At 70.5% G+C, this 21,400-nt stretch carries 20 protein-coding genes; 15 read left to right on the forward strand and 5 right to left on the reverse strand.

Annotation, left to right across the window (positions count from 1 at the left end; translation table 11 throughout):
• Positions 1-264 precede the first annotated feature (264 nt).
• Genes KCH87_RS10285 through KCH87_RS10305 form a run of 5 tightly spaced genes read left to right on the forward strand, consistent with a single transcriptional unit; the run spans position 265 to position 5,837 of the window.
• On the forward strand, positions 265-1,899 hold the full coding sequence (locus tag KCH87_RS10285) for an ABC transporter substrate-binding protein (protein ID WP_210585654.1): 1,635 nt from the start codon (positions 265-267) through the stop codon (positions 1,897-1,899).
• Positions 1,900-1,905: 6 nt separating this feature from the next.
• Positions 1,906-2,829: an ABC transporter permease gene (locus KCH87_RS10290; RefSeq protein WP_210585655.1), complete on the forward strand. Its 924-nt coding sequence runs from the start codon at positions 1,906-1,908 to the stop codon at positions 2,827-2,829.
• Positions 2,822-3,826 carry an ABC transporter permease gene (locus KCH87_RS10295; protein WP_210585656.1) on the forward strand — a complete coding sequence of 335 codons (1,005 nt, stop codon included), beginning with the start codon at positions 2,822-2,824 and terminating at the stop codon, positions 3,824-3,826. Before KCH87_RS10290 ends, KCH87_RS10295 begins: the two co-directional genes overlap by 8 nt.
• 6 nt (positions 3,827-3,832) lie before the next feature.
• On the forward strand, positions 3,833-4,807 hold the full coding sequence (locus KCH87_RS10300; protein ID WP_210585657.1) for an ABC transporter ATP-binding protein: 975 nt from the start codon (positions 3,833-3,835) through the stop codon (positions 4,805-4,807).
• Positions 4,800-5,837 carry an ABC transporter ATP-binding protein gene (locus KCH87_RS10305; protein WP_210585658.1) on the forward strand — a complete coding sequence of 346 codons (1,038 nt, stop codon included), beginning with the start codon at positions 4,800-4,802 and terminating at the stop codon, positions 5,835-5,837. The genes KCH87_RS10300 and KCH87_RS10305 overlap by 8 nt, the downstream gene beginning before the upstream one ends.
• Before the next feature lie 120 nt (positions 5,838-5,957).
• Here KCH87_RS10305 and KCH87_RS10310 read toward each other — a convergent pair whose 3' ends face one another.
• On the reverse strand, positions 5,958-8,075 hold the full coding sequence (locus tag KCH87_RS10310; RefSeq protein WP_210585659.1) for a S9 family peptidase: 2,118 nt from the start codon (positions 8,073-8,075) through the stop codon (positions 5,958-5,960).
• A 156-nt stretch (positions 8,076-8,231) separates the two neighbouring features.
• Between KCH87_RS10310 and KCH87_RS10315 the strand changes: the two genes are divergently transcribed.
• The 8 genes from KCH87_RS10315 (at position 8,232) to KCH87_RS10350 (ending at position 15,740) form a co-directional block, all read left to right on the forward strand.
• On the forward strand, positions 8,232-8,426 hold the full coding sequence (locus KCH87_RS10315; protein WP_210585660.1) for a hypothetical protein: 195 nt from the start codon (positions 8,232-8,234) through the stop codon (positions 8,424-8,426).
• 23 nt (positions 8,427-8,449) lie between these two features.
• Positions 8,450-9,298, forward strand: coding sequence for an N-acetyl-1-D-myo-inositol-2-amino-2-deoxy-alpha-D-glucopyranoside deacetylase (gene mshB / locus KCH87_RS10320; protein ID WP_210585661.1), 849 nt, complete (start codon positions 8,450-8,452; stop codon positions 9,296-9,298).
• Positions 9,295-9,711, forward strand: a complete 417-nt coding sequence (locus KCH87_RS10325) for a DUF6113 family protein (protein ID WP_210585662.1) — start codon at positions 9,295-9,297, stop codon at positions 9,709-9,711. The genes mshB and KCH87_RS10325 overlap by 4 nt, the downstream gene beginning before the upstream one ends.
• A 161-nt stretch (positions 9,712-9,872) precedes the next feature.
• The gene (locus KCH87_RS10330; protein ID WP_210585663.1) at positions 9,873-12,215 is read left to right on the forward strand and encodes a hypothetical protein; all 2,343 of its coding nucleotides are present in this window, start codon (positions 9,873-9,875) and stop codon (positions 12,213-12,215) included.
• A gap of 90 nt (positions 12,216-12,305) precedes the next feature.
• The gene (locus tag KCH87_RS10335) at positions 12,306-13,220 is read left to right on the forward strand and encodes an ABC transporter ATP-binding protein (protein WP_210585664.1); all 915 of its coding nucleotides are present in this window, start codon (positions 12,306-12,308) and stop codon (positions 13,218-13,220) included.
• Positions 13,214-13,972 carry an ABC transporter permease gene (locus KCH87_RS10340; protein ID WP_210585665.1) on the forward strand — a complete coding sequence of 253 codons (759 nt, stop codon included), beginning with the start codon at positions 13,214-13,216 and terminating at the stop codon, positions 13,970-13,972. The genes KCH87_RS10335 and KCH87_RS10340 overlap by 7 nt, the downstream gene beginning before the upstream one ends.
• The gene (locus KCH87_RS10345) at positions 13,969-15,129 is read left to right on the forward strand and encodes a histidine kinase (protein ID WP_210585666.1); all 1,161 of its coding nucleotides are present in this window, start codon (positions 13,969-13,971) and stop codon (positions 15,127-15,129) included. The genes KCH87_RS10340 and KCH87_RS10345 overlap by 4 nt, the downstream gene beginning before the upstream one ends.
• The gene (locus KCH87_RS10350; protein ID WP_210585667.1) at positions 15,126-15,740 is read left to right on the forward strand and encodes a response regulator transcription factor; all 615 of its coding nucleotides are present in this window, start codon (positions 15,126-15,128) and stop codon (positions 15,738-15,740) included. Before KCH87_RS10345 ends, KCH87_RS10350 begins: the two co-directional genes overlap by 4 nt.
• Before the next feature lie 77 nt (positions 15,741-15,817).
• On the opposite strand, the gene KCH87_RS10355 is transcribed toward KCH87_RS10350, so the two are convergent.
• Entirely contained in the window at positions 15,818-16,669 is an 852-nt protein-coding gene (locus KCH87_RS10355; RefSeq protein ID WP_210585668.1) for a transglutaminase-like domain-containing protein, read from the reverse strand.
• A 17-nt stretch (positions 16,670-16,686) separates the two neighbouring features.
• The gene (locus tag KCH87_RS10360; protein ID WP_210585669.1) at positions 16,687-17,736 is read right to left on the reverse strand and encodes a GNAT family N-acetyltransferase; all 1,050 of its coding nucleotides are present in this window, start codon (positions 17,734-17,736) and stop codon (positions 16,687-16,689) included.
• 140 nt (positions 17,737-17,876) lie between these two features.
• Here KCH87_RS10360 and fdxA point away from each other — a divergent pair, with 140 nt between their 5' ends.
• Both fdxA and KCH87_RS10370 read left to right on the forward strand, forming a co-directional pair.
• Entirely contained in the window at positions 17,877-18,200 is a 324-nt protein-coding gene (gene fdxA, locus KCH87_RS10365) for a ferredoxin (protein WP_210585670.1), read from the forward strand.
• A gap of 117 nt (positions 18,201-18,317) precedes the next feature.
• Positions 18,318-19,430 (forward strand): bifunctional succinyldiaminopimelate transaminase/glutamate-prephenate aminotransferase, encoded by a 1,113-nt coding sequence (locus KCH87_RS10370; RefSeq protein ID WP_210585671.1) that lies wholly within the window; start codon positions 18,318-18,320, stop codon positions 19,428-19,430.
• Between the two features lie 192 nt (positions 19,431-19,622).
• Here KCH87_RS10370 and KCH87_RS10375 read toward each other — a convergent pair whose 3' ends face one another.
• Together KCH87_RS10375 and KCH87_RS10380 are read right to left on the reverse strand one after the other, a co-directional pair.
• Positions 19,623-20,072 carry an ATP-binding protein gene (locus KCH87_RS10375; RefSeq protein ID WP_210585672.1) on the reverse strand — a complete coding sequence of 150 codons (450 nt, stop codon included), beginning with the start codon at positions 20,070-20,072 and terminating at the stop codon, positions 19,623-19,625.
• A 353-nt stretch (positions 20,073-20,425) separates the two neighbouring features.
• Positions 20,426-21,400, reverse strand: coding sequence for a heavy metal transporter (locus KCH87_RS10380; protein WP_210585673.1), 975 nt, complete (start codon positions 21,398-21,400; stop codon positions 20,426-20,428).

Genomic DNA, 21,400 nt, shown 5'->3' on the forward strand with positions numbered 1-21,400 from the left:
GACGGTTTTCCGGTGGTCTATCAGCGCTGCTCCGGACCCGTCAATGGCGCCTGCACCCCTGGTGGCCTGCGGAAATAACAAGTTGATACGACTGACACCCCCAGAGGTCCAGACCGGTGAAGGGTCCCTGGTGAGGGGCTGACGGCCTGTTTGTGCCCTGTGTGCACCCGGACGGGTGGAGCTGACGTGCGAGTGATCCATTCCAGGTCGATATTGGCCGATAACGGACGGACCTTCACTCGGACCCCCACCAGGAGGCACTCCATGCGCAGAGCCACGCACGCCAAATGGGCCGCAGGCGCGGCGGCGGTTGCGCTCGCGGCGTCGGCCTGCGGGGGCGGGGACGGCGACAGCGGCGGCAGTGACGGCGGCGCGGTGCTCAGCTCCTCCTGGGGTGACCCGCAGAACCCGCTGGAGCCGGCCAACACCAACGAGGTGCAGGGCGGCAAGGTCCTCGACATGATCTTCCGCGGGCTGAAGCGGTACGACCCGAAGACCGGCGAGGCCAATGACATGCTCGCCGAGAAGATCGAGACGACCGACTCCCAGAACTTCACCATCACCGTCAAGGACGGCTGGACCTTCAGCAACGGCGAGAAGGTCACCGCGAAGTCCTTCGTCGACGCCTGGAACTACGGCGCGAGCCTGAAGAACAACCAGCGGAACGCGTACTTCTTCGGCTACATCGAGGGCTACGACAAGACCCACCCGGAGGACGGCAGCAAGCAGTCCGCCGACACCCTCTCCGGGCTGAAGGTCACGGGCGACAGGACCTTCACCGTCAAGCTCAGCCAGAAGTTCTCGACCTTCCCGGACACCCTCGGCTATCCCGCCTACGCCCCGCTTCCGCAGGCGTTCTTCGACGACCACGACGCCTGGCTGAGCAAGCCGGTCGGCAACGGCCCGTACAGCATCGACTCGTACACCAAGGGTTCGCAGATGTCGCTGCGGGCCTGGGACGCCTACCCCGGCGCGGACAAGGCGCAGAACGGCGGCGTCGACCTCAAGGTCTACACCGACAACAACACCGCCTACACCGACCTGATGGCCGGCAACCTCGACCTCGTCGACGACGTGCCCGCCTCCCAGCTCAAGAACGTCAAGACCGACCTCGGCGACCGCTACCTCAACACGCCCGCCGGCATCATCCAGACCCTCGCCTTCCCGTTCTACGACAAGAACTGGAACAAGGCCGGGAGCGAGAAGGTCCGCACGGGACTGTCCCGGGCCATCGACCGCGACCAGATCACCGACACCATCTTCCAGAAGACCCGCACCCCCGCCACCGACTGGACCTCCCCGGTCCTCGGCGAGGACGGCGGCTTCAAGGAAGGCCTGTGCGGTGACGCCTGCGAGTACGACGCCGCCGAGGCGAAGAAGCTCATCGAGGAGGGCGGCGGGCTCCCCGGCGGCCAGGTCAAGATCACGTACAACGCGGACACCGGCTCGCACAAGCAGTGGGTCGACGCCGTCTGCAACTCCATCAACAACGCGCTCGACAACGACCGGGCCTGTGTCGGCAACCCGGTCGGCACCTTCGCCGACTTCCGCAGCCAGATCACCGACCAGAAGATGAGCGGTCCGTTCCGGGCGGGCTGGCAGATGGACTATCCGCTCATCCAGAACTTCCTCCAGCCGCTCTACTACACCAACGCCTCCTCCAACGACGGCAAGTGGTCCGACAAGGACTTCGACAAGCTCGTCGACCAGGCCAACGCCGAGACCGACACCGCCAAGGCCGTCGGTCTCTTCCAGGACGCCGAGGAGGTCGTCCGGGACAACATGGCGGCCATCCCGCTCTGGTACCAGAACGGCAGCGCCGGCTACTCGGAGCGGCTGTCGGACGTGAAGCTCAATCCGTTCAGCGTCCCCGTCTACAACGAGATCAAGGTCAGCTGAACCGCCGTGGGACGGTACGTCGTCCGGCGACTGCTCCAGATGATCCCGGTCTTCATCGGAGCCACGCTGCTGATCTTCCTGATGGTGAACGTGATGGGCGACCCCATCGCGGGCCTGTGCGGCGACCGGCAGTGCGATCCGGCGACGGCCGCCCAGCTGAAGAAGGAGTTCGGCCTCGATAAGCCGGTCGTGCAGCAGTACCTGACCTATATGGGCAACGTCTTCACCGGCGACTTCGGCACCGCGTTCAACGGCCAGCCGGTCACCGAGCTGATGGCGAGCGCGTTCCCGGTCACCATCCGGCTGACGATCGTCGCCATCGTCTTCGAGATCGTCATCGGCATCACCCTGGGCGTGGTGACAGGCCTGCGCCGCGGCCGCCCGGTCGACACGTCCGTCCTGCTGGTCACCCTCGTCGTCATCTCCGTCCCCACCTTCGTCACCGGTCTGCTGCTCCAACTGCTCCTCGGCGTCGAGTGGGGCTGGATCAAACCGTCCGTCTCCACGGAGGCCACCTTCGGCGAACTGATCGTCCCCGGCCTGGTCCTCGCCTCGGTCTCCCTCGCGTACGTCACGCGCCTCACCCGCACCTCCATCGCCGAGAACAAGCGGTCCGACTACGTCCGTACAGCGGTCGCCAAGGGCCTGCCCCGACGCCGGGTCATCACCCGGCACCTGCTGCGCAACTCGCTCATCCCCGTCGTCACCTTCATCGGCACCGACATCGGCGCCCTGATGGGCGGCGCGATCGTCACCGAGCGGATCTTCAACATCCACGGCGTCGGCTACCAGCTCTACCAGGGCATCCTCCGCCAGAACACCCAGACCGTCGTCGGCTTCGTGACGGTCCTCGTCCTCGTCTTCCTGGTGGCCAACCTGCTCGTGGACCTCCTGTACGCCGTACTCGACCCGAGGATCCGCTATGCCTGAACCGAAGGAGCCCGAGGGCGCCATCGCCGGCACCGGCGCGGGAGGCGCGATGGACCTCGCGGCAAGCGAAGCGGAGACCCTGGAGCGAACCCCCGGCGGCCCGGAGGGCACCGGCCCCCAAGGGCTGGATTCATCAGCCGCCTCCGGCGGACGGGCCCGCAGCCTCTGGTCCGACGCCTGGCGCGACCTGCGCCGCAATCCCGTCTTCATCATCTCCGGGCTGGTGATCCTCTTCCTGGTCGTCATCTCGATCTGGCCGTCCCTGATCGCCTCCGGCAGTCCGCTCAAGTGCGACCTCGCCAAGGCCCAGGAGGGCTCCCGGCCCGGTGCGCCCTTCGGCTACGACGGCCAGGGCTGCAACGTCTACACCCGCGTCGTCTACGGCGCCCGTACGTCCGTCTCGGTCGGCGTCTGCGCCACGCTCGGGGTCGCGCTCCTCGGCTCGGTCCTCGGCGGGCTGGCCGGGTTCTTCGGCGGGCTCTCGGACTCGTTCCTGTCCCGGATCACCGATGTCTTCTTCGCGATCCCGGTCGTGCTCGGCGGTCTCGTACTGCTGTCGGTGGTCACCAGCAGCACCATCTGGCCGGTCATCGGATTCATGGTGCTGCTCGGCTGGCCGCAGATCTCCCGGATCGCCCGCGGCTCCGTCATCACCGCCAAACAGAACGACTACGTCCAGGCCGCCCGCGCCCTCGGCGCCTCCAACTCCCGCCTGATGCTGCGGCACATCGCGCCCAACGCGATCGCACCGGTGATCGTCGTGGCGACCATCGCACTCGGCACCTACATCGCGCTGGAGGCGACCCTGTCGTACCTGGGCGTGGGCCTCAAACCCCCGACGGTCAGCTGGGGCATCGACATCTCCGCCGCGTCCCCGTACATCCGCAACGCCCCGCACGCCCTGCTCTGGCCCTCCGGAGCGCTCGCCCTCACGGTCCTCGCCTTCATCATGCTCGGCGACGCGGTACGCGACGCCCTCGACCCGAAGCTGAGGTGACGCCGCATGTTGCTCGAAGTGCGGGATCTGCACGTGGAGTTCAGGACTCGGGACGGGATCGCCAAGGCGGTCAATGGGGTCAGCTACGAGGTCGATGCTGGTGAGACGCTCGCCGTGCTCGGCGAGTCCGGGTCCGGGAAGTCCGTCACCGCGCAGACGATCATGGGCATCCTCGACATGCCGCCGGGCCGGGTCACCGGCGGTGAAGTCCTCTTCCAGGGCAAGGACCTGCTGAAGCTGAAGGAAGAGGAGCGGCGGAAGGTCCGCGGCGCCGAGATGGCGATGATCTTCCAGGACGCGCTGTCCTCGCTGAACCCCGTGCTCTCCGTGGGCGACCAGCTCGGCGAGATGTTCGTGGTGCACCGGGGCATGTCGAGGAAGGACGCCCGGGCCAAGGCGATCGAGCTGATGGACCGGGTCCGTATCCCGGGCGCCGGCCAGCGCGTACGCGACTACCCCCACCAGTTCTCCGGCGGTATGCGTCAGCGCATCATGATCGCGATGGCGCTGGCCCTGGAGCCCGCCCTGATCATCGCCGACGAACCGACCACCGCCCTCGACGTCACCGTCCAGGCCCAGGTCATGGATCTGCTGGCCGAGTTGCAGCGCGAGTACAACATGGGGCTGATCCTGATCACCCACGACCTGGGGGTGGTCGCGGACGTGGCGGACCGGATCGCCGTGATGTACGCGGGCCGGATCGTCGAGTCGGCGCCGGTCCACGACATCTACAAGGCGCCGGCCCACCCGTACACCCGCGGCCTGCTGGACTCCATCCCGCGCCTGGACCAGAAGGGCCAGGAGCTCTACGCCATCAAGGGCCTGCCCCCGAACCTCATGAACATCCCGCCCGGCTGCGCCTTCAACCCGCGCTGCCCCATGGCCCAGGACGTGTGCCGTACGGACGAGCCCCCGCTGTTCGAGGTGTCCGAAGAGCGGGGCAGCGCCTGCCACTTCTGGAGGGAGTGCCTGCATGGCTGAGCCGATCCTGGAGGTGCGCGGACTCGTCAAGCACTACCCGCTCACCCAGGGCATCCTCTTCAAGAAGCAGGTCGGCGCCGTCAAGGCCGTCGACGGCGTGGACTTCGAACTCGCCCGCGGCGAAACCCTCGGCATCGTCGGCGAGTCCGGCTGCGGCAAGTCGACGGTCGCCAAGATGCTGGTCAACCTGGAGAAACCGACGTCCGGGTCGATCAGATACAAGGGCGAGGACATCACCAAGCTGTCGGGCAAGGCGCTCAAGGCCGTCCGCCGCAACATCCAGATGGTGTTCCAGGACCCGTACACCTCCCTCAACCCGCGTATGACGGTCGGCGACATCATCGGTGAGCCGTACGACATCCACCCCGAGGTGGCCCCGAAGGGCGATCGGCGCCGGCGCGTCCAGGACCTGCTGGACGTCGTCGGCCTCAACCCCGAGTACATCAACCGCTACCCGCACCAGTTCTCCGGCGGCCAGCGCCAGCGCATCGGCATCGCACGGGGGTTGGCCCTGCGCCCCGAGGTGATCGTCGCCGACGAGCCGGTATCGGCCCTGGACGTCTCGGTCCAGGCACAGGTGATCAACCTGATGGACGGACTCCAGGACGAGTTCGAGCTGTCGTACATCTTCATCGCGCACGACCTGTCCATCGTCCGGCACATCTCGGACCGGGTCGGGGTGATGTACCTCGGGCGGATCGTGGAGACCGGACGGGACACCGAGATCTACGACCATCCGACGCATCCCTATACCCAGGCGCTGCTGTCCGCCGTGCCCGTCCCGGACCCCGAGGCGCGTGAGCACCGGGAGCGGATCATCCTCGCGGGAGATGTCCCGTCCCCGACGAACATCCCCTCCGGCTGCCGCTTCCGCACCCGCTGCTGGAAGGCGCAGGAGCGCTGCGAACTGGAGGTGCCGGCGCTCGCGGTGCCCGCGGAGTTCCGGCTCACAAGCGGGCCCGCCGCCCACGACTCGGCCTGCCACTTCGCGGAGGAAAAACAGGTCGTACCGGCCGAGAACACGGAGTAACACAGAGGCAACTCCGCCGACCCGTTTCCGATATACGGACGAGTCAATCTCTACAACGTACGGCCGTGCGGGTGCCGTAAACGGGCCGGGGCGCGCCATGTCGCCCCGGCCCGTTGCCGTCTAGGCCAGCCCCAGTGAGCGTTTGAGGAAGTCCACCTGAAGCAGCAGCAGGTTCTCGGCGACCTGCTCCTGCGGCGTCATGTGCGTCACCCCCGACAGCGGCAGCACCTCGTGCGGGCGGCCGGCCGACAGCAGGGCCGAGGACAGGCGCAGGGCGTGCGCGAAGACGACGTTGTCGTCGGCCAGGCCGTGCACGATCAGCAGCGGGCGGTGCGGCTCGGCGGGCGCGGACAGACCGTCGTCGGTGACCAGGGAGCTCTTGGCGTACGACTCCGGCTGCGCGGCCGGGTCGCCCAGGTACCGCTCCGTGTAGTGCGTGTCGTACAGCCGCCAGTCCGTGACCGGGGCGCCCGCGATACCCGCGTGGAAGACGTCCGGACGGCGCAGCACCGCCAGCCCGGCGAGCCAGCCGCCGTACGACCAGCCGCGGATGGCCACCCGGGTCAGGTCCAGGGGGTGGCTCTTCGCGAGATCCTGCAACGCCTCGATCTGGTCGTCGAGGGAGACCGTGAAGTCGTGGTGGACCGCCTTCTCCCAGGCGGGGGAGCGCCCGGGGGTGCCGCGGCCGTCGGCGACGACCACCGCGAAGCCTTGGTCCGCGAACCACTGCGAGGTGAGGTACGCGTTGTGCGCGGCGACCACCCGCGGCCCGTGCGGACCGCCGTACGGATCCAGCAATACCGGAAGGGGGGCGTCCCCTTGGTAGTCATGAGGCAACAACACGGCGCATGGGATACGCCGTGCGCCCCCTTCGGTGAGGGTCACGTGCGGGGACATTCCGGGATCTTCGGCATACGACGGGACGGTCGCCGCCTTCTTGCCGTCCCGCAGCACCTGTACGTGTGCCCCCGGTTTGTCCGGCACCGCCGACACCAGCACGGTCACACCCCCGGCCCGCACCGCCGCGTGCACGCCGGGCTCCTGCGAGACGCGCTCCATGCCGAGCTCGTTCACCCGGTAGACGTGCACCTCGCCGGTCTCCGGGGCGGCCGCGTCCTCGCCCGCCGACGCCGAGACCAGCACGTCGTCGTCCGAGACGTCCAGCACCGCGCGGAGGTGCAACTGTGCTCCGGTCAGCGGGCGTTCACCGACCGCGAGGACGCGGGCGCCGCCCTCGTCGACGATCCGCACCAGCCGTCCGGAGGGCGTCCAGCAGGGCACCCCAGGGAAAAGTTCAAGCCATGTTGGATCTTCGTCCGCGTGCACCATGCGGGTCGTACCGGTGTCCGGGTCCACGGCCAGGAAGAGCTGGCTGCGCTGGTCCCGGGCCTGTACGAGCAACAGCGGTGCACCCGCCGCTGACCAGTGCACATGCGCCAGATACGGGTAGCGCGCCCGGTCCCAGACGACCTCCGTACGGGTCCCGTCGAGCCCGATCACGAAGAGCCGGACCTCCGCGTTGGCGCCGCCCGCCGCCGGGTACGCGACGTGGTTCGGGTCACGTTCCGGATGGGCCGGGTCGGAGATCCACCACCGCTGCACCGGCGTGTCGTCCGCCCGCGCGACCAGCAGCCGGTCCGCGTCCGGCGCCCACCAGAAGCCGCGGGAGCGGCCCATCTCCTCGGCCGCGACGAACTCGGCCAGTCCGTACGTCACTTGCTCCGACTCCGGCTCCGCGAGCGCCCGGTCGTCCGCGCCCTCGGCGCCCACGACCCGCAGGGCGCCCTGGACGACGTAGGCGACATGCCGTCCGTCGGGGGAGGGGCGCGGGTCGATCACCGGTCCGGGGGCGGGGAGCTCGCGTGCCGTGCCGGCCCGCAGTTCCGCCGTGAAAAGCCGCCCTGACAACGCGAAAGAGGCCAACTCGACGGCCGTGTCGGTGGCGTATCCGACGATGCCGCCGCCGGACTCACGGCTGCGCTCGCGGCGCGCCCGCTCCTCGGGCGACAGGTTCTCCGACGTACCGCCCAGCAGGGCGCGCGGGTCGGCCGCCACGCGCTCCCCGGCGTCCGGCAGATCGAGCACCCAGAGCGAATTCACCCGGTCTGTACCAGAACCCGAGCGCAGGAACACGACACGGGAACCGTCGGGCGCCACGGCGAACGACCGCGGTGCCCCGAGCGTGAATCGCTGGGTGCGGGCGTGCCGTCGGGGGAAGGAGTCGGGCTCTGTCGTCATGCCCCGACCATATTGGCCATGCGCCCCCTTGTGCGGTCGTGCGCCGACGAATGCGCACGCACCGATAGTTATGATCACTAGCGCTGCGTGGGTATGAACCTGCTGGCTGTCGTATGGATTTACAAGGTGCCCTGCTCTGACTGGAGGTGAGCCGCCGTGGCACTCTCGATCTCGGCGGTTGTGCTGCTGGCGATCATCGTCTTCCTGCTGGTCAAGAAGTCAGGCCTGAAAGCGGGACACGCGGTCGTCTGCATGTTGCTGGGCTTCTACCTCGCCTCTTCGACCGTCGCTCCCACCATCAGTGAGCTGACGACGAACCTCGCCGGGATGATCAGCAGCATCAAGTTCTGATCCTCACCTTTAGGGTGGGTGCCATGACGGACCTGCCCTCTCGGCGTCTGCTGCTGGTGCACGCGCACCCGGACGACGAGTCGATCAACAACGGCGCCACCATGGCCAAGTACGCCGCCGAGGGCGCCCGGGTGACCCTGGTCACCTGCACCCTCGGCGAACGCGGCGAGGTCATCCCGCCCGAGCTCCGGCACCTGACCGGCACCGCCCTCGGCGAGTACCGGCTGCGTGAGCTCACCGCCGCCATGTCCGAGCTCGGCGTCGAGGACTTCCGTCTCCTCGGCGGCCCGGGCCGCTACCGCGACTCCGGGATGATGGGCCTGGCCGACAACGACGACCCGGACTGCTTCTGGCAGGCCGACGTCGACGAGGCCGCCGCCCGGCTCGTCGAGGTGATCCGCGAGGTACGCCCCCAGGTCCTCGTCACCTACGACGACAACGGCGGCTACGGCCACCCCGACCACATCCAGGCCCACCGCGTCGCCATGCGGGCCGCCGCGCAGACGGGCCTCGGGATCCAGAAGGTCTACTGGAACCGCGTACCGCGTCCCGCCGCCGAGGCCGCCTTCGCCCGGCTCCAGGACGACCTGCCCGGCCTTCCCTTCGGCAAGTCGGCCGCCGTCGACGACGTACCGGGTGTGGTGGACGAGGCACAGATCACCACCTTGATCGACGGCACCGCGTACGCCGCCGCCAAGGCCGCCGCGATGCGCGCCCACGCCACCCAGATCGACGTGGCCGAGCCCTACTTCGCGCTCTCCAACGACCTCGCGCAGCCCATCTTCACCACCGAGTGCTACGAACTCGTCCAGGGGGAACCCGGCGGCCCGGGGGAGACCGACCTGTTCGCCGGAATCGAGGAGGCGTCATGAGTTCGGCCGATCGGGCCTCGATGCTCGCCCAGCCCCTGCACCGCCCGTCCGTCGGGCGGGCCGTCGCCTACCTGGGCCTCTTCGTGCTCGGCGCGGTCGTCGGCGTGGCCGGGGCGCTGGTGCAGTCCGCGTGGACCCCGGGCGGGCTGCTGCTCGCCCTCGTCGGTGAGGCCGGGGTCCTGCTCGGCGGGGCACTCGCCGCACGCGGCCGGGCCGGGGCCGTCGCTCCGGCCGGCGGCTGGATGCTCGCCGTCATCCTGCTCACGGCAAGCCGACCCGAGGGCGACTTCGTGTTCGCCGCGGGAGGCGGCTCCTATCTCTTCCTGCTCGGCGGTATGGCTATTGCTGTGATCTGCGCCACCCTTGGCCCAGGGCGGCAACCAGGGGGCGATGCCGTCCGACTTGGCAAATGACGTAACACTTCGCCGTTTCGTGCTCGTGTTGGTCCGGTGTGGGTTTCCCAGGCGGTCGTGGGATACGGGCGGGAAGTGGCCAGTATGGTGGTGCCGCCGCCGAGCCGTCCGAACAGTGTTGAGGTCGAAACGGGCGGCGGAGCCAACCGGGAGAACCTGCCTTGAGTCGTGAAACTGACAGTCCGTCCTCCGGGCCCAACGGGCGCGGCGGAGCCGCCTACCCCTCGGGCACGCCGCCGTACGGGACCCCCGCGGTCCCCGGCGACGGTCCGGACACGGGCCGTGCGGCCGCGCAGCCGGAGGAACGCAAGACCGAGACCACGCTGACGACCCGCGTCCGGATCAACATCCCCGGATCACGGCCCATTCCGCCGGTCGTCGTCCGGACCCCCGTCGCGGACGCCGACACCGCGGACGACAGAGACGCCCCTTCCTCGGCGCCCGGTTCCGCGACGGCGACGGGCATGGGCACCGTCGCGTCTCCTGCCGAGCCGGCCGCCCCCCAGGGCGCCGCCGAGGAGAAGACGAGCGACTGGTTCGCGCCGCGCCCGTCCGCGAAGGGCAAGGGCGGTGGCCCCACCAACGGGGGTGCGCCGTCCGGTGGTTCGGGTGCGGCCGCTCCCGGTGGCGCGCGTCCAAGCGCTCCCGGCGCCGGTCGTCCCGGTGGTGTGGTCGGTTCCATGGGCGCGCCGGGCGGGTCCCGGCCCGGCGGTACGAACGGTTCCGGGCTGCCCGGTGCCACCGGTGGGCCCGTGGCTCCCGGTCACGGCGGCGGCACCGGTTCCTTCGACGTGACCGAGGCGCTGGCGGCCGGAAACGGGGCGCGCCCCGGGCCGGGCGGCGCCGAACCGACGCGTGACGACCTGCCGTACTTCTCGGACAACGACCGCGGTACCCAGGGCGGTTCGGGCGGACCGGGCGGCTACGGCGGGCAGAACGGCCAGGGCGGCCTCTCGGGCCCCGGCGGGCCGAGCGGCTTCAGCGGGCCGGGCGGTCGCGGTGGCTCCGGCGGACCGCAGGGCCCCGCGGGCCCGACCGGCGGTCCCGTCACCGGTGACGGTCCGATGGTGCCGCCGATCGGTGTAGGGCCCGGCGGCCGTGGGCCCGATGGGTTCGGCGGTGCGCCGAGCGGCTTCACGCAGGACTTCGGCGCTCCGGGTGGACCCGGCGGCCCGGGCAACGCGGGCAGTGCGCCCGGTGGTTACGGCGGCCCGGGCGGCGCGCCGCGCGGTCCCGGTGGCCCCGGTACGCCCCCCGGCGGCGTCCCCCACGTCGGCCTCGACGGTCCGGGCTCGCCGCGCGGAGCGCTCGGCCCCGGCGGTGGCATGAGCGACGACACCGCGATCCTCACCCCGCAGAAGCCGGCCCCCGAGCCGGGCTACCCGGCCCCGGACAACGTCTCCGGACACACCGTCACCAGCGGCATCCCCGTGGTGCCGTCCGGCGCCGCGAACTCCCCGTTCGCGCCCGGCGCGCACCCCGACGGACCGCTGCCGCACACGCCCCCGAAGCTGCCCGAGCCGGCCTCGCAGGACGCGCCCGCGGCGGCGCCCCGGAAGAAGAAGGGGCGCAACAAGCTGGCCCTGATCGGTGGCGGCGTGTTCGTCGTCGCCGGTGTCGCCTACGGCGCCGGCCTGCTGATGAACCACTCGGACGTACCCAAGGGCACCACCGTGCTCGGCGTCGACATCGGCGGCGGCACCCGCGACGACGCCGTCAAGAAGCTCGACGACGCCTTCGGAGACCGTACGAACCAGGCGCTGAAGCTGAGCGTCGACGGCAGCACGGTGTCGCTCAAGCCGGACCAGGCGGGCCTCCAGTTCGACGAGCAGGCCACCGTCCGTGCGGCCGCGGGCAGCGACTACAACCCGGTGTCGGTCATCGGCTCGCTCTTCGGCAACCACCGTGTCGTCGACCCGGTCATGCCGGTCGACGAGGAGAAGCTGAAGGCCTCCCTGGAGGACGCCGCGGGCGGCGCCGGCTCGGTCACCGAGGGCACGATCAAGTTCCAGAACGGCAAGGCCGTCGCCGTGTACGGCAAGGCGGGCAAGGGCATCAGCGTGGCCCAGTCGACCGAGGCGGTCCAGGACGCGTACCGCACCCAGGTGGAGTCCGGCACGTCCACGCCGGTCAAGCTTCCGACCACCGCCCAGCAGCCGACGGTCTCGAACGCCGAGGTCGACCGGGTGATGAAGGAGTTCGCGGAGCCCGCGATGTCCGACCTCGTCACCATTCAGACCGACGCGGCGCACAGCATCCAGTTCGGCCCCGTGTCCCTGCCGAAGATCCTCGGCTTCAAGGCCGTCGACGGCAAGCTCGTGGAGACGTACGACCTCAAGGCGCTCCAGGAGGCGTACGGCACCACCTTCGCCGGCGTGCAGATCCAGGCCGCCACCGGCAAGCGTGATGTCCTGCCGCAGGACGTCGTCTCCGCGCTGCGCACGGCGTTGCGCGGCAAGACGACGGCAGAGCGCACCGGGGTCATCGACACCAACCCGAGCTGACCCGCGCGGAGTGCCGCATGACATCTGTCATGCGGCACTCCGGACGTCCGGCACTGCCCGCGGCGAGTACCCCGAAGCCACCATGGCCGTATGACAACGACAGCCTCGGTGGTCGCGTTCGACCAGGTGAGCAAGGCATACGGCACCATCCGGGCCGTGGACGGCCTGACCCTGACCCTGCGCCCGGGAGAGACCGTCGCGCTGCTGGGTCCCAACGGCGCCGGCAAGTCGACCACCCTCGACCTGCTTCTCGGACTGAAGCGGCCGGACAGCGGCACGGTCCGTGTCTTCGGCACAAGTCCCCGCGAGGCCATCGTCGCCGGGCGGGTGGGCGCGATGCTTCAGAGCGGCGGGCTGATGGACGAGGTCACGGTCGCGGAACTCGTACGGCTCGCCTGCGACCTGCACCCGAGGCCGTACCCCGCGAAGGACGTCCTCGCCCGCGCCGGGATCTCGCAGATCGCCGACCGCAAGGTCGACAAACTCTCCGGCGGCCAGGCCCAGCGCGTCCGCTTCGCCCTCGCGACCGCCGGCGACAGTGACCTGATCGTCCTGGACGAGCCGACCACCGGCATGGACGTCACCACCCGCCAGGCCTTCTGGGCCACCATGCGCGAGCAGGCCGACCAGGGGCGGACCGTCCTGTTCGCCACGCACTACCTGGAGGAGGCCGACGCCATCGCCGACCGGGTGCTGGTGCTGCACCGCGGCCGACTGCTGGCCGACGGCACGGCGGCCGAGATCAAGGCGAAGGCGGGGGTGCGGAGGATCTCCTTCGACCTACGGGACTCCATCGACGAGACCGTGCTGCGGGCGCTGCCCTTCCTGACGTATCTCGACATGTCCGGCCACACCGTCCGCATCCAGTCCTCCGACGCCGACGCCACCGTCCACGCCCTCTACGGCCTCGGCCTCCACCCCCGCAACCTGGAGGTCGCCGGGCTCGGCCTGGAGCAGGCGTTCGTAGCCATCACCGAGGCCGAGGAGGCCCGTACCGCATGCTGAACACCTCTGCCGCGCGGGGCCTCATCGGGCTTGAGCTGACCCGCGCCCTGCGCAACCGCAAGTTCCTGTTCTTCTCCGTGCTGTACCCGTCGATCCTGTTCCTGCTCATCGCCGGCAGCGCCGACAGCGCCACGAAGGTCGACGGGACGGGCCTGACGCTCCCGACGTACATGATGGTCTCCATGGCCTCCTTCGGCGCCCTCACCGCCGTCCTCATGGGCAACAGCGAACGCATCGCCAAGGAGCGGGAGAACGGCTGGGTACGGCAGCTGCGGCTGACCGCGTTGCCGGGCCGCGGCTACGTCCTCGCGAAGACGGCGAGCGCGGCCGTGGTCAGCCTGCCGTCGATCGTGGTCGTCTTCGCCGTCGCCGCGGTCGTGAAGGACGTACGTCTGGACGCCTGGCAGTGGCTCGCCCTGACCGGCGCGATCTGGGCCGGCAGCCTCGTCTTCGCCGCGCTCGGCGTGGCCATCGGCTACCTCGCGAGCGGGGACGCGGTCCGCCCGATCACGATGATCACCTACTTCGGGCTGTCCATCCTCGGCGGCCTGTGGATGCCGACGACGACCTTCCCGATATGGCTTCAGGACATCGCCAAGTGGGTGCCCACGCACGCGTACGCTGCCCTGGGGCAGGCGATCGAGCAGAGCCAGGCCCCCCACGCCACGGACATCGCCGTCCTCGCCGCCTTCTTCGCCCTGTTCACCGGCGGCGCGGCCTGGCTGTACCGGAAGGATGCGCTGAAGGCGTGAGCGGCATCAGCATCGGGCAGCGCCCCCAGAACCGCAGGCAAAAGGCCGTCAAGCTGCTGTGGCTCGGCATCTGGTTCGTCTACCTGAGTGCGCCCGTCTCCGACCTGCTGCACGGCGGGCACAGCGACGGCGTCCGCGTCCTCGGCTGGATCGGCCTGGTCGCGTTCGTCGCCTGGTACTTCGCCCTGATCTTCCGCACCGGACGCGGCGAGTCCAACGCCATAGTGCTCGGCTCGGTGGCGGTCCTGGCCGCCCAGTCCACCGTCCTCTCCCTCACCCTGGGCCGCGAGTGGCTCGTCCTGTACGTGTACGTGGCGATCTCCTCCGGTGCGGCCCTCCCGTTCAGCTTTGCCCGATGGACCATCCCGGCGGTGTCAGTCCTGCTGACCGGGGTCGCCCTGATCGTCCCGGGCGGCGGGTCGTTCCTGGCCGGACTGCTCTTCCCGGCCCTCCTCGGCGGCTTCGCCATGACCGGCGTACGCGAACTCATCCGTACGACCGTCGAGTTGCGCGAGGCCCGTGCCACGGTCGCCCAGCTGGCCGCCAACGAGGAACGTCTGCGTCTCGCCCGCGACCTGCACGACCTGCTGGGACACTCGTTGTCGCTGATCACGCTGAAGAGCGAACTCGCCGGCCGGATGCTCCCCGCCCACCCCGACAAGGCGGCCCGGCAGGTCGCCGACATCGAACAGGTCAGCCGCCAGGCCCTGGTCGACGTGCGTGAGGCGGTGTCGGGCTACCGGCGCCCCCGTCTCTCCGCCGAGATCGCAGGCGCCCAGGTGGCGTTGACGGCAGCCGGAGTCACCGCCGACCTGCCCGCCGAACCCGACCTCACCGGCGTCCCGAAGGACAGCGAGACGGCCCTCGCCTGGGCCCTGCGCGAGGCGGTCACCAACGTCGTACGGCACAGCGGCGCCTGCCGCTGCACGGTGGAACTGCTCCGCCGCCAGACCCTCGACGGCCCGATGCTCGAACTCTCCGTGGCGGACGACGGCTCCGGCGGCCCGGGCAGCGGCCCCGGCAACGGCCTCCTGGGGCTCACCGAGCGCCTCGACAAGGCGGGCGGCAGCCTGGAGGCGGGCCGCGTCAAACAAGGCTTCCGCCTGGTCGCCCGGGCGCCGGCCGGCCAGGCCACGGACATAGGATCCGGCACATGAGCCGCACGATCAGGGTCCTTCTGGCCGAGGACCAGTCGATGGTCCGCGAGGCCCTGGCCGCCCTCCTCGGTCTGGAGGACGACATCGAGGTCGTGGCGCAGGTGGCGAGAGGCGACGAGGTGTTGGCGGCGTTGCGCCACAACGACGTGGATGTCGCCCTCCTGGACATCGAGATGCCCGGAGCCACAGGCATCGAGGCGGCCGCCGCGGTGCACGCCGAACTGCCGGACGTGAAGCTCGTCGTCCTGACCACCTTCGGCCGCCCCGGCTACCTCCGCAGCGCCATGGAAGCAGGCGCCGACGCCTTCCTCGTCAAGGACGCCCCCGCGGCTCAACTGGCCGACGCGGTCCGCAAGGTGCTGGCGGGGGAGCGGGTCATCGACCCGATACTGGCGGCAGCGGCTCTCGCGGAGGGCGCGAACCCTCTGACGGACCGCGAGCGAGAGATCCTGCGAGCAGCGGAGGACGGCTCCACGAACGCGGAGCTGGCGGCAACCTTGCACCTGTCGCAGGGCACGATCCGCAACTACCTGTCGACGGCGATCCAAAAACTGGCGGCACGGAACAGGGCGGAGGCGGTGAGGATCGCGAGGGAGAAGGGCTGGCTGTGAACGCAGGCCAGGGGCAGCGCCCCTTAGGGGCGCGGGGAACTGCGCGACCAGCCACAACGAAACCCGCACCCGCCCGCTCAGTTCAACATGGCACGCGCCGCATGCGCCTGCCCCCGCACCCGCTCAGCCGCACCCTCATCAACCGCCCCCACCACCTCCGCGTACGCCTCCAACTCAGCCGCACCCCCAACAAAATCCCCCCGCTTCACCAGCAACTGCGCCCGCTCATACCGCAACCGAGCCGGATGGGCCGGCAGCAACAACGACAGCTCAACACCCCACAACGCCACATCCGACCGCTCAGGCCTGGCCGCAGCCCACGCCCGCACGTTGTTCAGGATCCGCACCACCACCTCCAGCGGATCAGCCGGCGTCAACATCGACGAATCCAACGGCGCCCCCGTAGCGCCCGCCACGAGCAACTCGGCATCGGAACCCGTCAGCACCCGCCCCCCGTCGAACGGATCGGCCAGCACCTGCTCCTCCGCGGGCCCGAACCCGACCACGAAGTGCCCCGGCAGCGCCACGCCGTACACATGGGCCCCCGCGCGCCGCGCGACCTCGATCCACACCACCGACAGCAGGATCGGCAGCCCACGCTGCCGCCGAAGCACCTCGTGCAGCAACGACGACTCCAGGCGCTGATAGTCCGCGGCGGAGCCGCGAAACCCGGACCGGTCGCCGAGCAGCTCCCGCAACGCCACCGCCCACGACCGCGGCCCCCCGGGCCGGAACGGCAGCTGCCCCGCCAACTCGTCCAGCTCGATCTGCGCGGCATCGATCCCCGCCTCGTCCAGCGTCCCGTCCGCCTCCGCGCCCACCAGCAGGCACAGCGTCGACAGATCGGGCCGTTCGGAGCGTGCCTCTTCGGCGAACCGCCGCCGCAGCTCGGCGGACCGTTCCGGCGGGGGAGGGTTGGGGGGACGCATAGCTGGCTCGTGCCCTCTCACAGCGATTCGTACCGGCCGGAGTCGGTCGCCACGTCCGTCGTCACATCGTCCGCGGCCGGCCCGCGATAGTGGTGGTACGCGTGATGCGCGCCGAAGCCCATCCCGCCGTACAACGCACGCGCCCCCTCATTGTCCGCCTCGACCTGGAGCCACGCAGCCGACGCGCCCTCGTCGAGGGCCTGCCGGGCCAGCGCGGCCATGACCTCGGTGGCCAGCCCTTCCCGCCGCCGCTCCGGATCCACCTCGACGGCCGCGAACCCGGCCCACCGCCCGTCCACGACACACCGCCCGATGGCGGCCGGCGCGGCCCCGCCCGCACCGGGCACCGTCGCGAACCACACCGACGGCCCTCCCCCCAGCACCTTCAGGGCCACGTCACCCACGCCCTTGCGCTGATAGCGCCCCAGCCACGCCGCATCGGCGGCCCTGGACAGCACCACCCCGGCCCCCGCCGCCCGGTCGGCGACCGGCGCCAGCCCACCGACCCACAGCTCGGCCGTCACCTCCCGCGTCCATCCCCGCCGCTCCAACTCGGCGCACAGCAGCTCCTGCGTGCCCTCGGCCCCGGTCGCGGTCTGGATGTAGGCGGGCAGCCCACGGTCGCCGTACCACCGCCGTACGACGGTGAGCGCCTCGTCGAGCGGCAGCCCGGGGTCGCCCAGCGGCAGCACGGAGTTGGCTCGCCGGGTGAACCCGGAGGCGGCCCGCAGTTCCCACTCGCCGAGCCGCTCGCTCTCCACCGGCCGCCAGGCCCGGGAGGCGGCCCGGGCCAGCTCCTCGTACGAGGCGGCGGGACCGCGTCGGCGGGCGGGCGCGGAGGGCACCACCTTGCCCGCCACCAGCGAAGTCTCCGGAATCCGAACGGACTCCCCGCCTCGCCGAGTGATCACCAGCACACCGGCGTCCCATGATGTGAGAACGCCCACCGCGTCGGTGAATTTCTCGTGCGAGCTTCCAGGCTCCGTCAAGCGCCGCACCGAGACACGTTTGCCCACGTCAGCGGCGGTGATACGGATCTCCAGGCGTCCGGCCGCGGAGATTTCCACAGGTCAGTTCACCCCTCATGTTCGGATCGTGCCCAAGAACGGAGATACTAGATGCGGGCATCGACGACGCCGCGCTCCCGCGCGCCAGGCGGCGGAGCCTGAGGAGGCCCGCCAGCGCCCTACCGAGGAGGAACGACAGCGTGACCTACGTCATCGCGCAGCCTTGTGTCGACTTGAAGGACAAGGCGTGCATCGAGGAGTGCCCGGTCGACTGCATCTACGAGGGCCAGCGGTCCTTGTACATCCACCCGGACGAATGCGTCGACTGTGGAGCCTGTGAGCCGGTCTGCCCGGTCGAGGCGATCTTCTACGAAGACGACACTCCGGAGGAGTGGAAGGACTACTACAAGGCGAACGTCGAGTTCTTCGACGAACTCGGCTCCCCCGGCGGCGCGAGCAAGCTGGGCCTGATCGAGCGCGACCACCCCTTCATCGCCGCGCTGCCGCCCCAGGCTGCCGAGTAATCCGCAAGCGGCCCGCACCACCGTGCCGCCTCGGTCCCGTACGGCCTGATCGCCTTGATCGTCGCGACGCCGTACGGGACCGAGGCGTTTGCCGTACCAGAAAGTGAGCCAGAACCCGTGTCCGCAGTCTCCGACCGACTCCCCACCTTCCCCTGGGACAAGCTGGCGCCGTACAAGAAGACGGCCGCCGCCCACCCGGAAGGCATCGTCGACCTGTCCGTCGGCACTCCGGTCGACCCGGTCCCCGAGCTGATCCAGAAAGCGCTGGTCGCGGCGGCCGACTCCCCGGGCTACCCGACCGTCTGGGGCACGCCCGAGCTGCGCGACGCGATCACCGGCTGGGTCGGGCGCCGGCTGGGCGCCCGCGACGTCACCCACCACCACGTCCTGCCGATCGTCGGCTCCAAGGAACTGGTCGCCTGGCTCCCCACCCAGCTGGGCCTCGGCCCCGGCGACCGGGTCGCGTACCCGCGCCTGGCCTACCCGACGTACGAGGTCGGCGCCCGCCTGGCCCGCGCGGACCACGAGGTCTACGACGACCCGACCGCCCTCGACCCGGCTAACCTCAAGCTCCTCTGGCTCAACTCCCCGTCGAACCCGACGGGCAAGGTGCTCTCGAAGGCCGAACTGACCCGGATCGTCGCCTGGGCCCGCGAGCACGGCGTGCTGATCTTCTCCGACGAGTGCTACCTCGAACTGGGCTGGGACGCCGACCCGGTCTCGGTCCTCCACCCGGACGTGAACGGCGGCTCGTACGAGGGCATCGTGGCCGTCCACTCCCTCTCCAAGCGGTCCAACCTCGCGGGCTACCGCGCGGCCTTCCTCGCCGGCGACCCGGCGGTCCTCGGCCCCCTGCTGGAGATCCGCAAGCACGGCGGCATGATGACGTCGGCGCCGACACAGGCGGCGGTGATCGCGGCCCTCTCCGACGACGAGCACGTCCGCATCCAACGCGACCTCTACGCGGCCCGCCGCGAGGCCCTCCGGGCGGCCCTGGTCAACCACGGCTTCCGTATCGAACACAGCGAGGCCGGCCTTTACCTCTGGGCGACGAGAGACGAGTCCTGCTGGACCACACTCGCCCACCTGGCCGACCTCGGCATCCTGGTCGCACCGGGCGACTTCTACGGCGAGGCGGGCGAGAAGTCCGTACGAGTGGCCCTGACGGCGACGGACGAGAGGGTTCAGGCGGCGGTAGAACGCCTGGCAGCGGCCACTGCTGACCGCTGACCGCCGCGGGCGGCGGTACCGCTGCCACCACCGCTGTGGGCAGTCGTTCCGCAGGGCGGAACGGGTGGGCACAGCCTGCAGCGCCGGGCACCGGCTGAACACGCCCCGGCCCCTGCCGACGTAAGAACGCAAAACGACGGGGTCCAGGGAACTCCCTGGACCCCGTCGACGTACAAGCCGCGCAGCGAACCGTTAGCCGATCGGCAGACCCTTGACCGGCACGGACGGCGCAGCCGGCAGCCCGCCCTGCGTCAGCGAACCCGTCGAGACGCCACCTTCCGTCGCCGCGGACGTCGCGTCGCCGAGGAGGGCCCCGGCCGACCCCGCCGCGTCCCCGGCGGTCTTCTGCGCCGCGGGCGCCGCCTTCTTGAGCGCCTTGCCGCTGGTCTTGCCCGCGGCCGGCACCGCGGTCTTGACCGCCTTGCTGCCGGCGTCACCCGCGAGCCCGGTGACGTGCTGCGCCGCACCGTCGACGCTGTCGCCGACGCTCGCCCCGTCCAGGGCGGTCAGTCCGCCGAGGTTCGGGGTGGCCGGCAGTTCGGGGGCCGCGCTGGCGGAGCCGGCCGCACCGACCCCGGCTGCCGCTCCCGCTGCGACGAGCAGCGCGGTACGGGCGATCCGGCGGGTCAGGGGGAGGGACATAATGCTCCTTTGACGGGAGAGTACGTTGGAGTGTCCGACCGTGCCCGGCAGTTGAACTCCCTCCGCGACCGACTGGCCGTCGGCCTGCGGCGGTTGATCGTCCGGGCTCGGACGCAGTGACTACCGCTCGAAGCCCGCGAAGGTTGCGGCGGGCCAACGTAAAGAGTTGGCAATGCGTCGCATTATCGGCTGCGGATAAAACCGGGCAAACGGTGCCCACCTCGAAAGTCTGCCGAATCCTTACAGCCCTTTGTTCTCAAGGGCTTTGGTGTATGCGGGGGTGACGGCGCGAAAACCTGAGCACACCGTCGCCCGCACGCGCCGCGCGTAGCTCCCGCGGGTGACCTTCCGTACTACTGCGCGGTCACGACACGGACCACTTCTGCCGTGTCCTTCTCGGCCTGTGCGGTGCCCGCTCCGCCCGCCGTGCGCCATTGGCTGTCGGTGTTCCCGGCCGTCCACTCCCGCCCGGAGTACGAGACGCGTTCGATATGCAGGTCGGAGGCGTTGGCCACGGCCCAGTGCGCCAGCTGCCAGCCGCGCTGCTTCAGGCTGCGCCCCTTGCCGCCGCCGTCGTCGGTCACGGGCAGTGTCAGGGTCCGTCCGTTGCTCTCGACGGTCGCGGAGGGCGTTGGTGTCGATGCCGTGCCGCTCACCACCGCGCCGGCGGGCTCCAGCGCATCGCGTCCGAAGTCGCGTGCGAGCGCGGACCGTACCGCCTCCGGCCCTTCCGTGCGGGTGGCGCCCGGGCGTCCCGCACAGGTCAGGGTGGCCGCCGAGCGTCCGGTGAGGGCGGCCGCGAGCAGCGTGGCGTCCGGCTCGTGCTTGGCGTAGGCCTGGGGAAAGCCGCTGCGCTGCACGCGCTGTGCCGCGACGGTGAGCGGGAGGCCGGTGTAGCGGGGAACCTTGACCAGATGCTCGTAGAAGATGCCTGCCGCGTACGTCGGGTCCATGATCTGCTTCTTCGTGCCCCAGCCCTGCGAGGGCCGCTGCTGGAAGAGGCCCAGCGAGTCCCGGTCGCCGTGGCTGATGTTGCGCAGCGCCGACTCCTGGAGCGCGGTCGCCAGGGCTATCGTCACGGCCCGCTCGGGCAGGCCCCGGGCGGTGCCGACGGCGGTGATCGTCGCCGCGTTCACGGCCTGCTCCGGCGTGAACTCGTACGCCGTTCTGGCGTTCTGCTTCGACACCACCTTGCAGCCCGGTGTGCCCGTGCCGCCGGTGATGTACTGCATCACGAGATACCCGGCGACGGAGAGCAGGACCACGAAGGCCGCCCCGAAACGGAAGAGGCGGCCACGGCGTTGACGAGTAGGGGACGGCGCTGGCAT

Source organism: Streptomyces sp. GESEQ-35 (assembly GCF_017948485.1).
GTDB lineage: Bacteria > Actinomycetota > Actinomycetes > Streptomycetales > Streptomycetaceae > Streptomyces.

What these genes read in the sequence shown, in the direction of transcription:
- KCH87_RS10285 (WP_210585654.1), top strand. Translation starts at nt 265, where the DNA reads ATGCGCAGAGCCACGCACGCCAAATGGGCCGCAGGCGCGGCGGCGGTT.
- KCH87_RS10295 (WP_210585656.1), top strand. Translation starts at nt 2,822, where the DNA reads ATGCCTGAACCGAAGGAGCCCGAGGGCGCCATCGCCGGCACCGGCGCG.
- KCH87_RS10300 (WP_210585657.1), top strand. Translation starts at nt 3,833, where the DNA reads ATGTTGCTCGAAGTGCGGGATCTGCACGTGGAGTTCAGGACTCGGGAC.
- KCH87_RS10305 (WP_210585658.1), top strand. Translation starts at nt 4,800, where the DNA reads ATGGCTGAGCCGATCCTGGAGGTGCGCGGACTCGTCAAGCACTACCCG.
- KCH87_RS10310 (WP_210585659.1), bottom strand. Translation starts at nt 8,075, where the DNA reads ATGACGACAGAGCCCGACTCCTTCCCCCGACGGCACGCCCGCACCCAG.
- mshB (WP_210585661.1), top strand. Translation starts at nt 8,450, where the DNA reads ATGACGGACCTGCCCTCTCGGCGTCTGCTGCTGGTGCACGCGCACCCG.
- KCH87_RS10325 (WP_210585662.1), top strand. Translation starts at nt 9,295, where the DNA reads ATGAGTTCGGCCGATCGGGCCTCGATGCTCGCCCAGCCCCTGCACCGC.
- KCH87_RS10335 (WP_210585664.1), top strand. Translation starts at nt 12,306, where the DNA reads ATGACAACGACAGCCTCGGTGGTCGCGTTCGACCAGGTGAGCAAGGCA.
- KCH87_RS10340 (WP_210585665.1), top strand. Translation starts at nt 13,214, where the DNA reads ATGCTGAACACCTCTGCCGCGCGGGGCCTCATCGGGCTTGAGCTGACC.
- KCH87_RS10350 (WP_210585667.1), top strand. Translation starts at nt 15,126, where the DNA reads ATGAGCCGCACGATCAGGGTCCTTCTGGCCGAGGACCAGTCGATGGTC.
- KCH87_RS10355 (WP_210585668.1), bottom strand. Translation starts at nt 16,669, where the DNA reads ATGCGTCCCCCCAACCCTCCCCCGCCGGAACGGTCCGCCGAGCTGCGG.
- KCH87_RS10375 (WP_210585672.1), bottom strand. Translation starts at nt 20,072, where the DNA reads ATGTCCCTCCCCCTGACCCGCCGGATCGCCCGTACCGCGCTGCTCGTC.
- KCH87_RS10380 (WP_210585673.1), bottom strand. Translation starts at nt 21,400, where the DNA reads ATGCCAGCGCCGTCCCCTACTCGTCAACGCCGTGGCCGCCTCTTCCGT.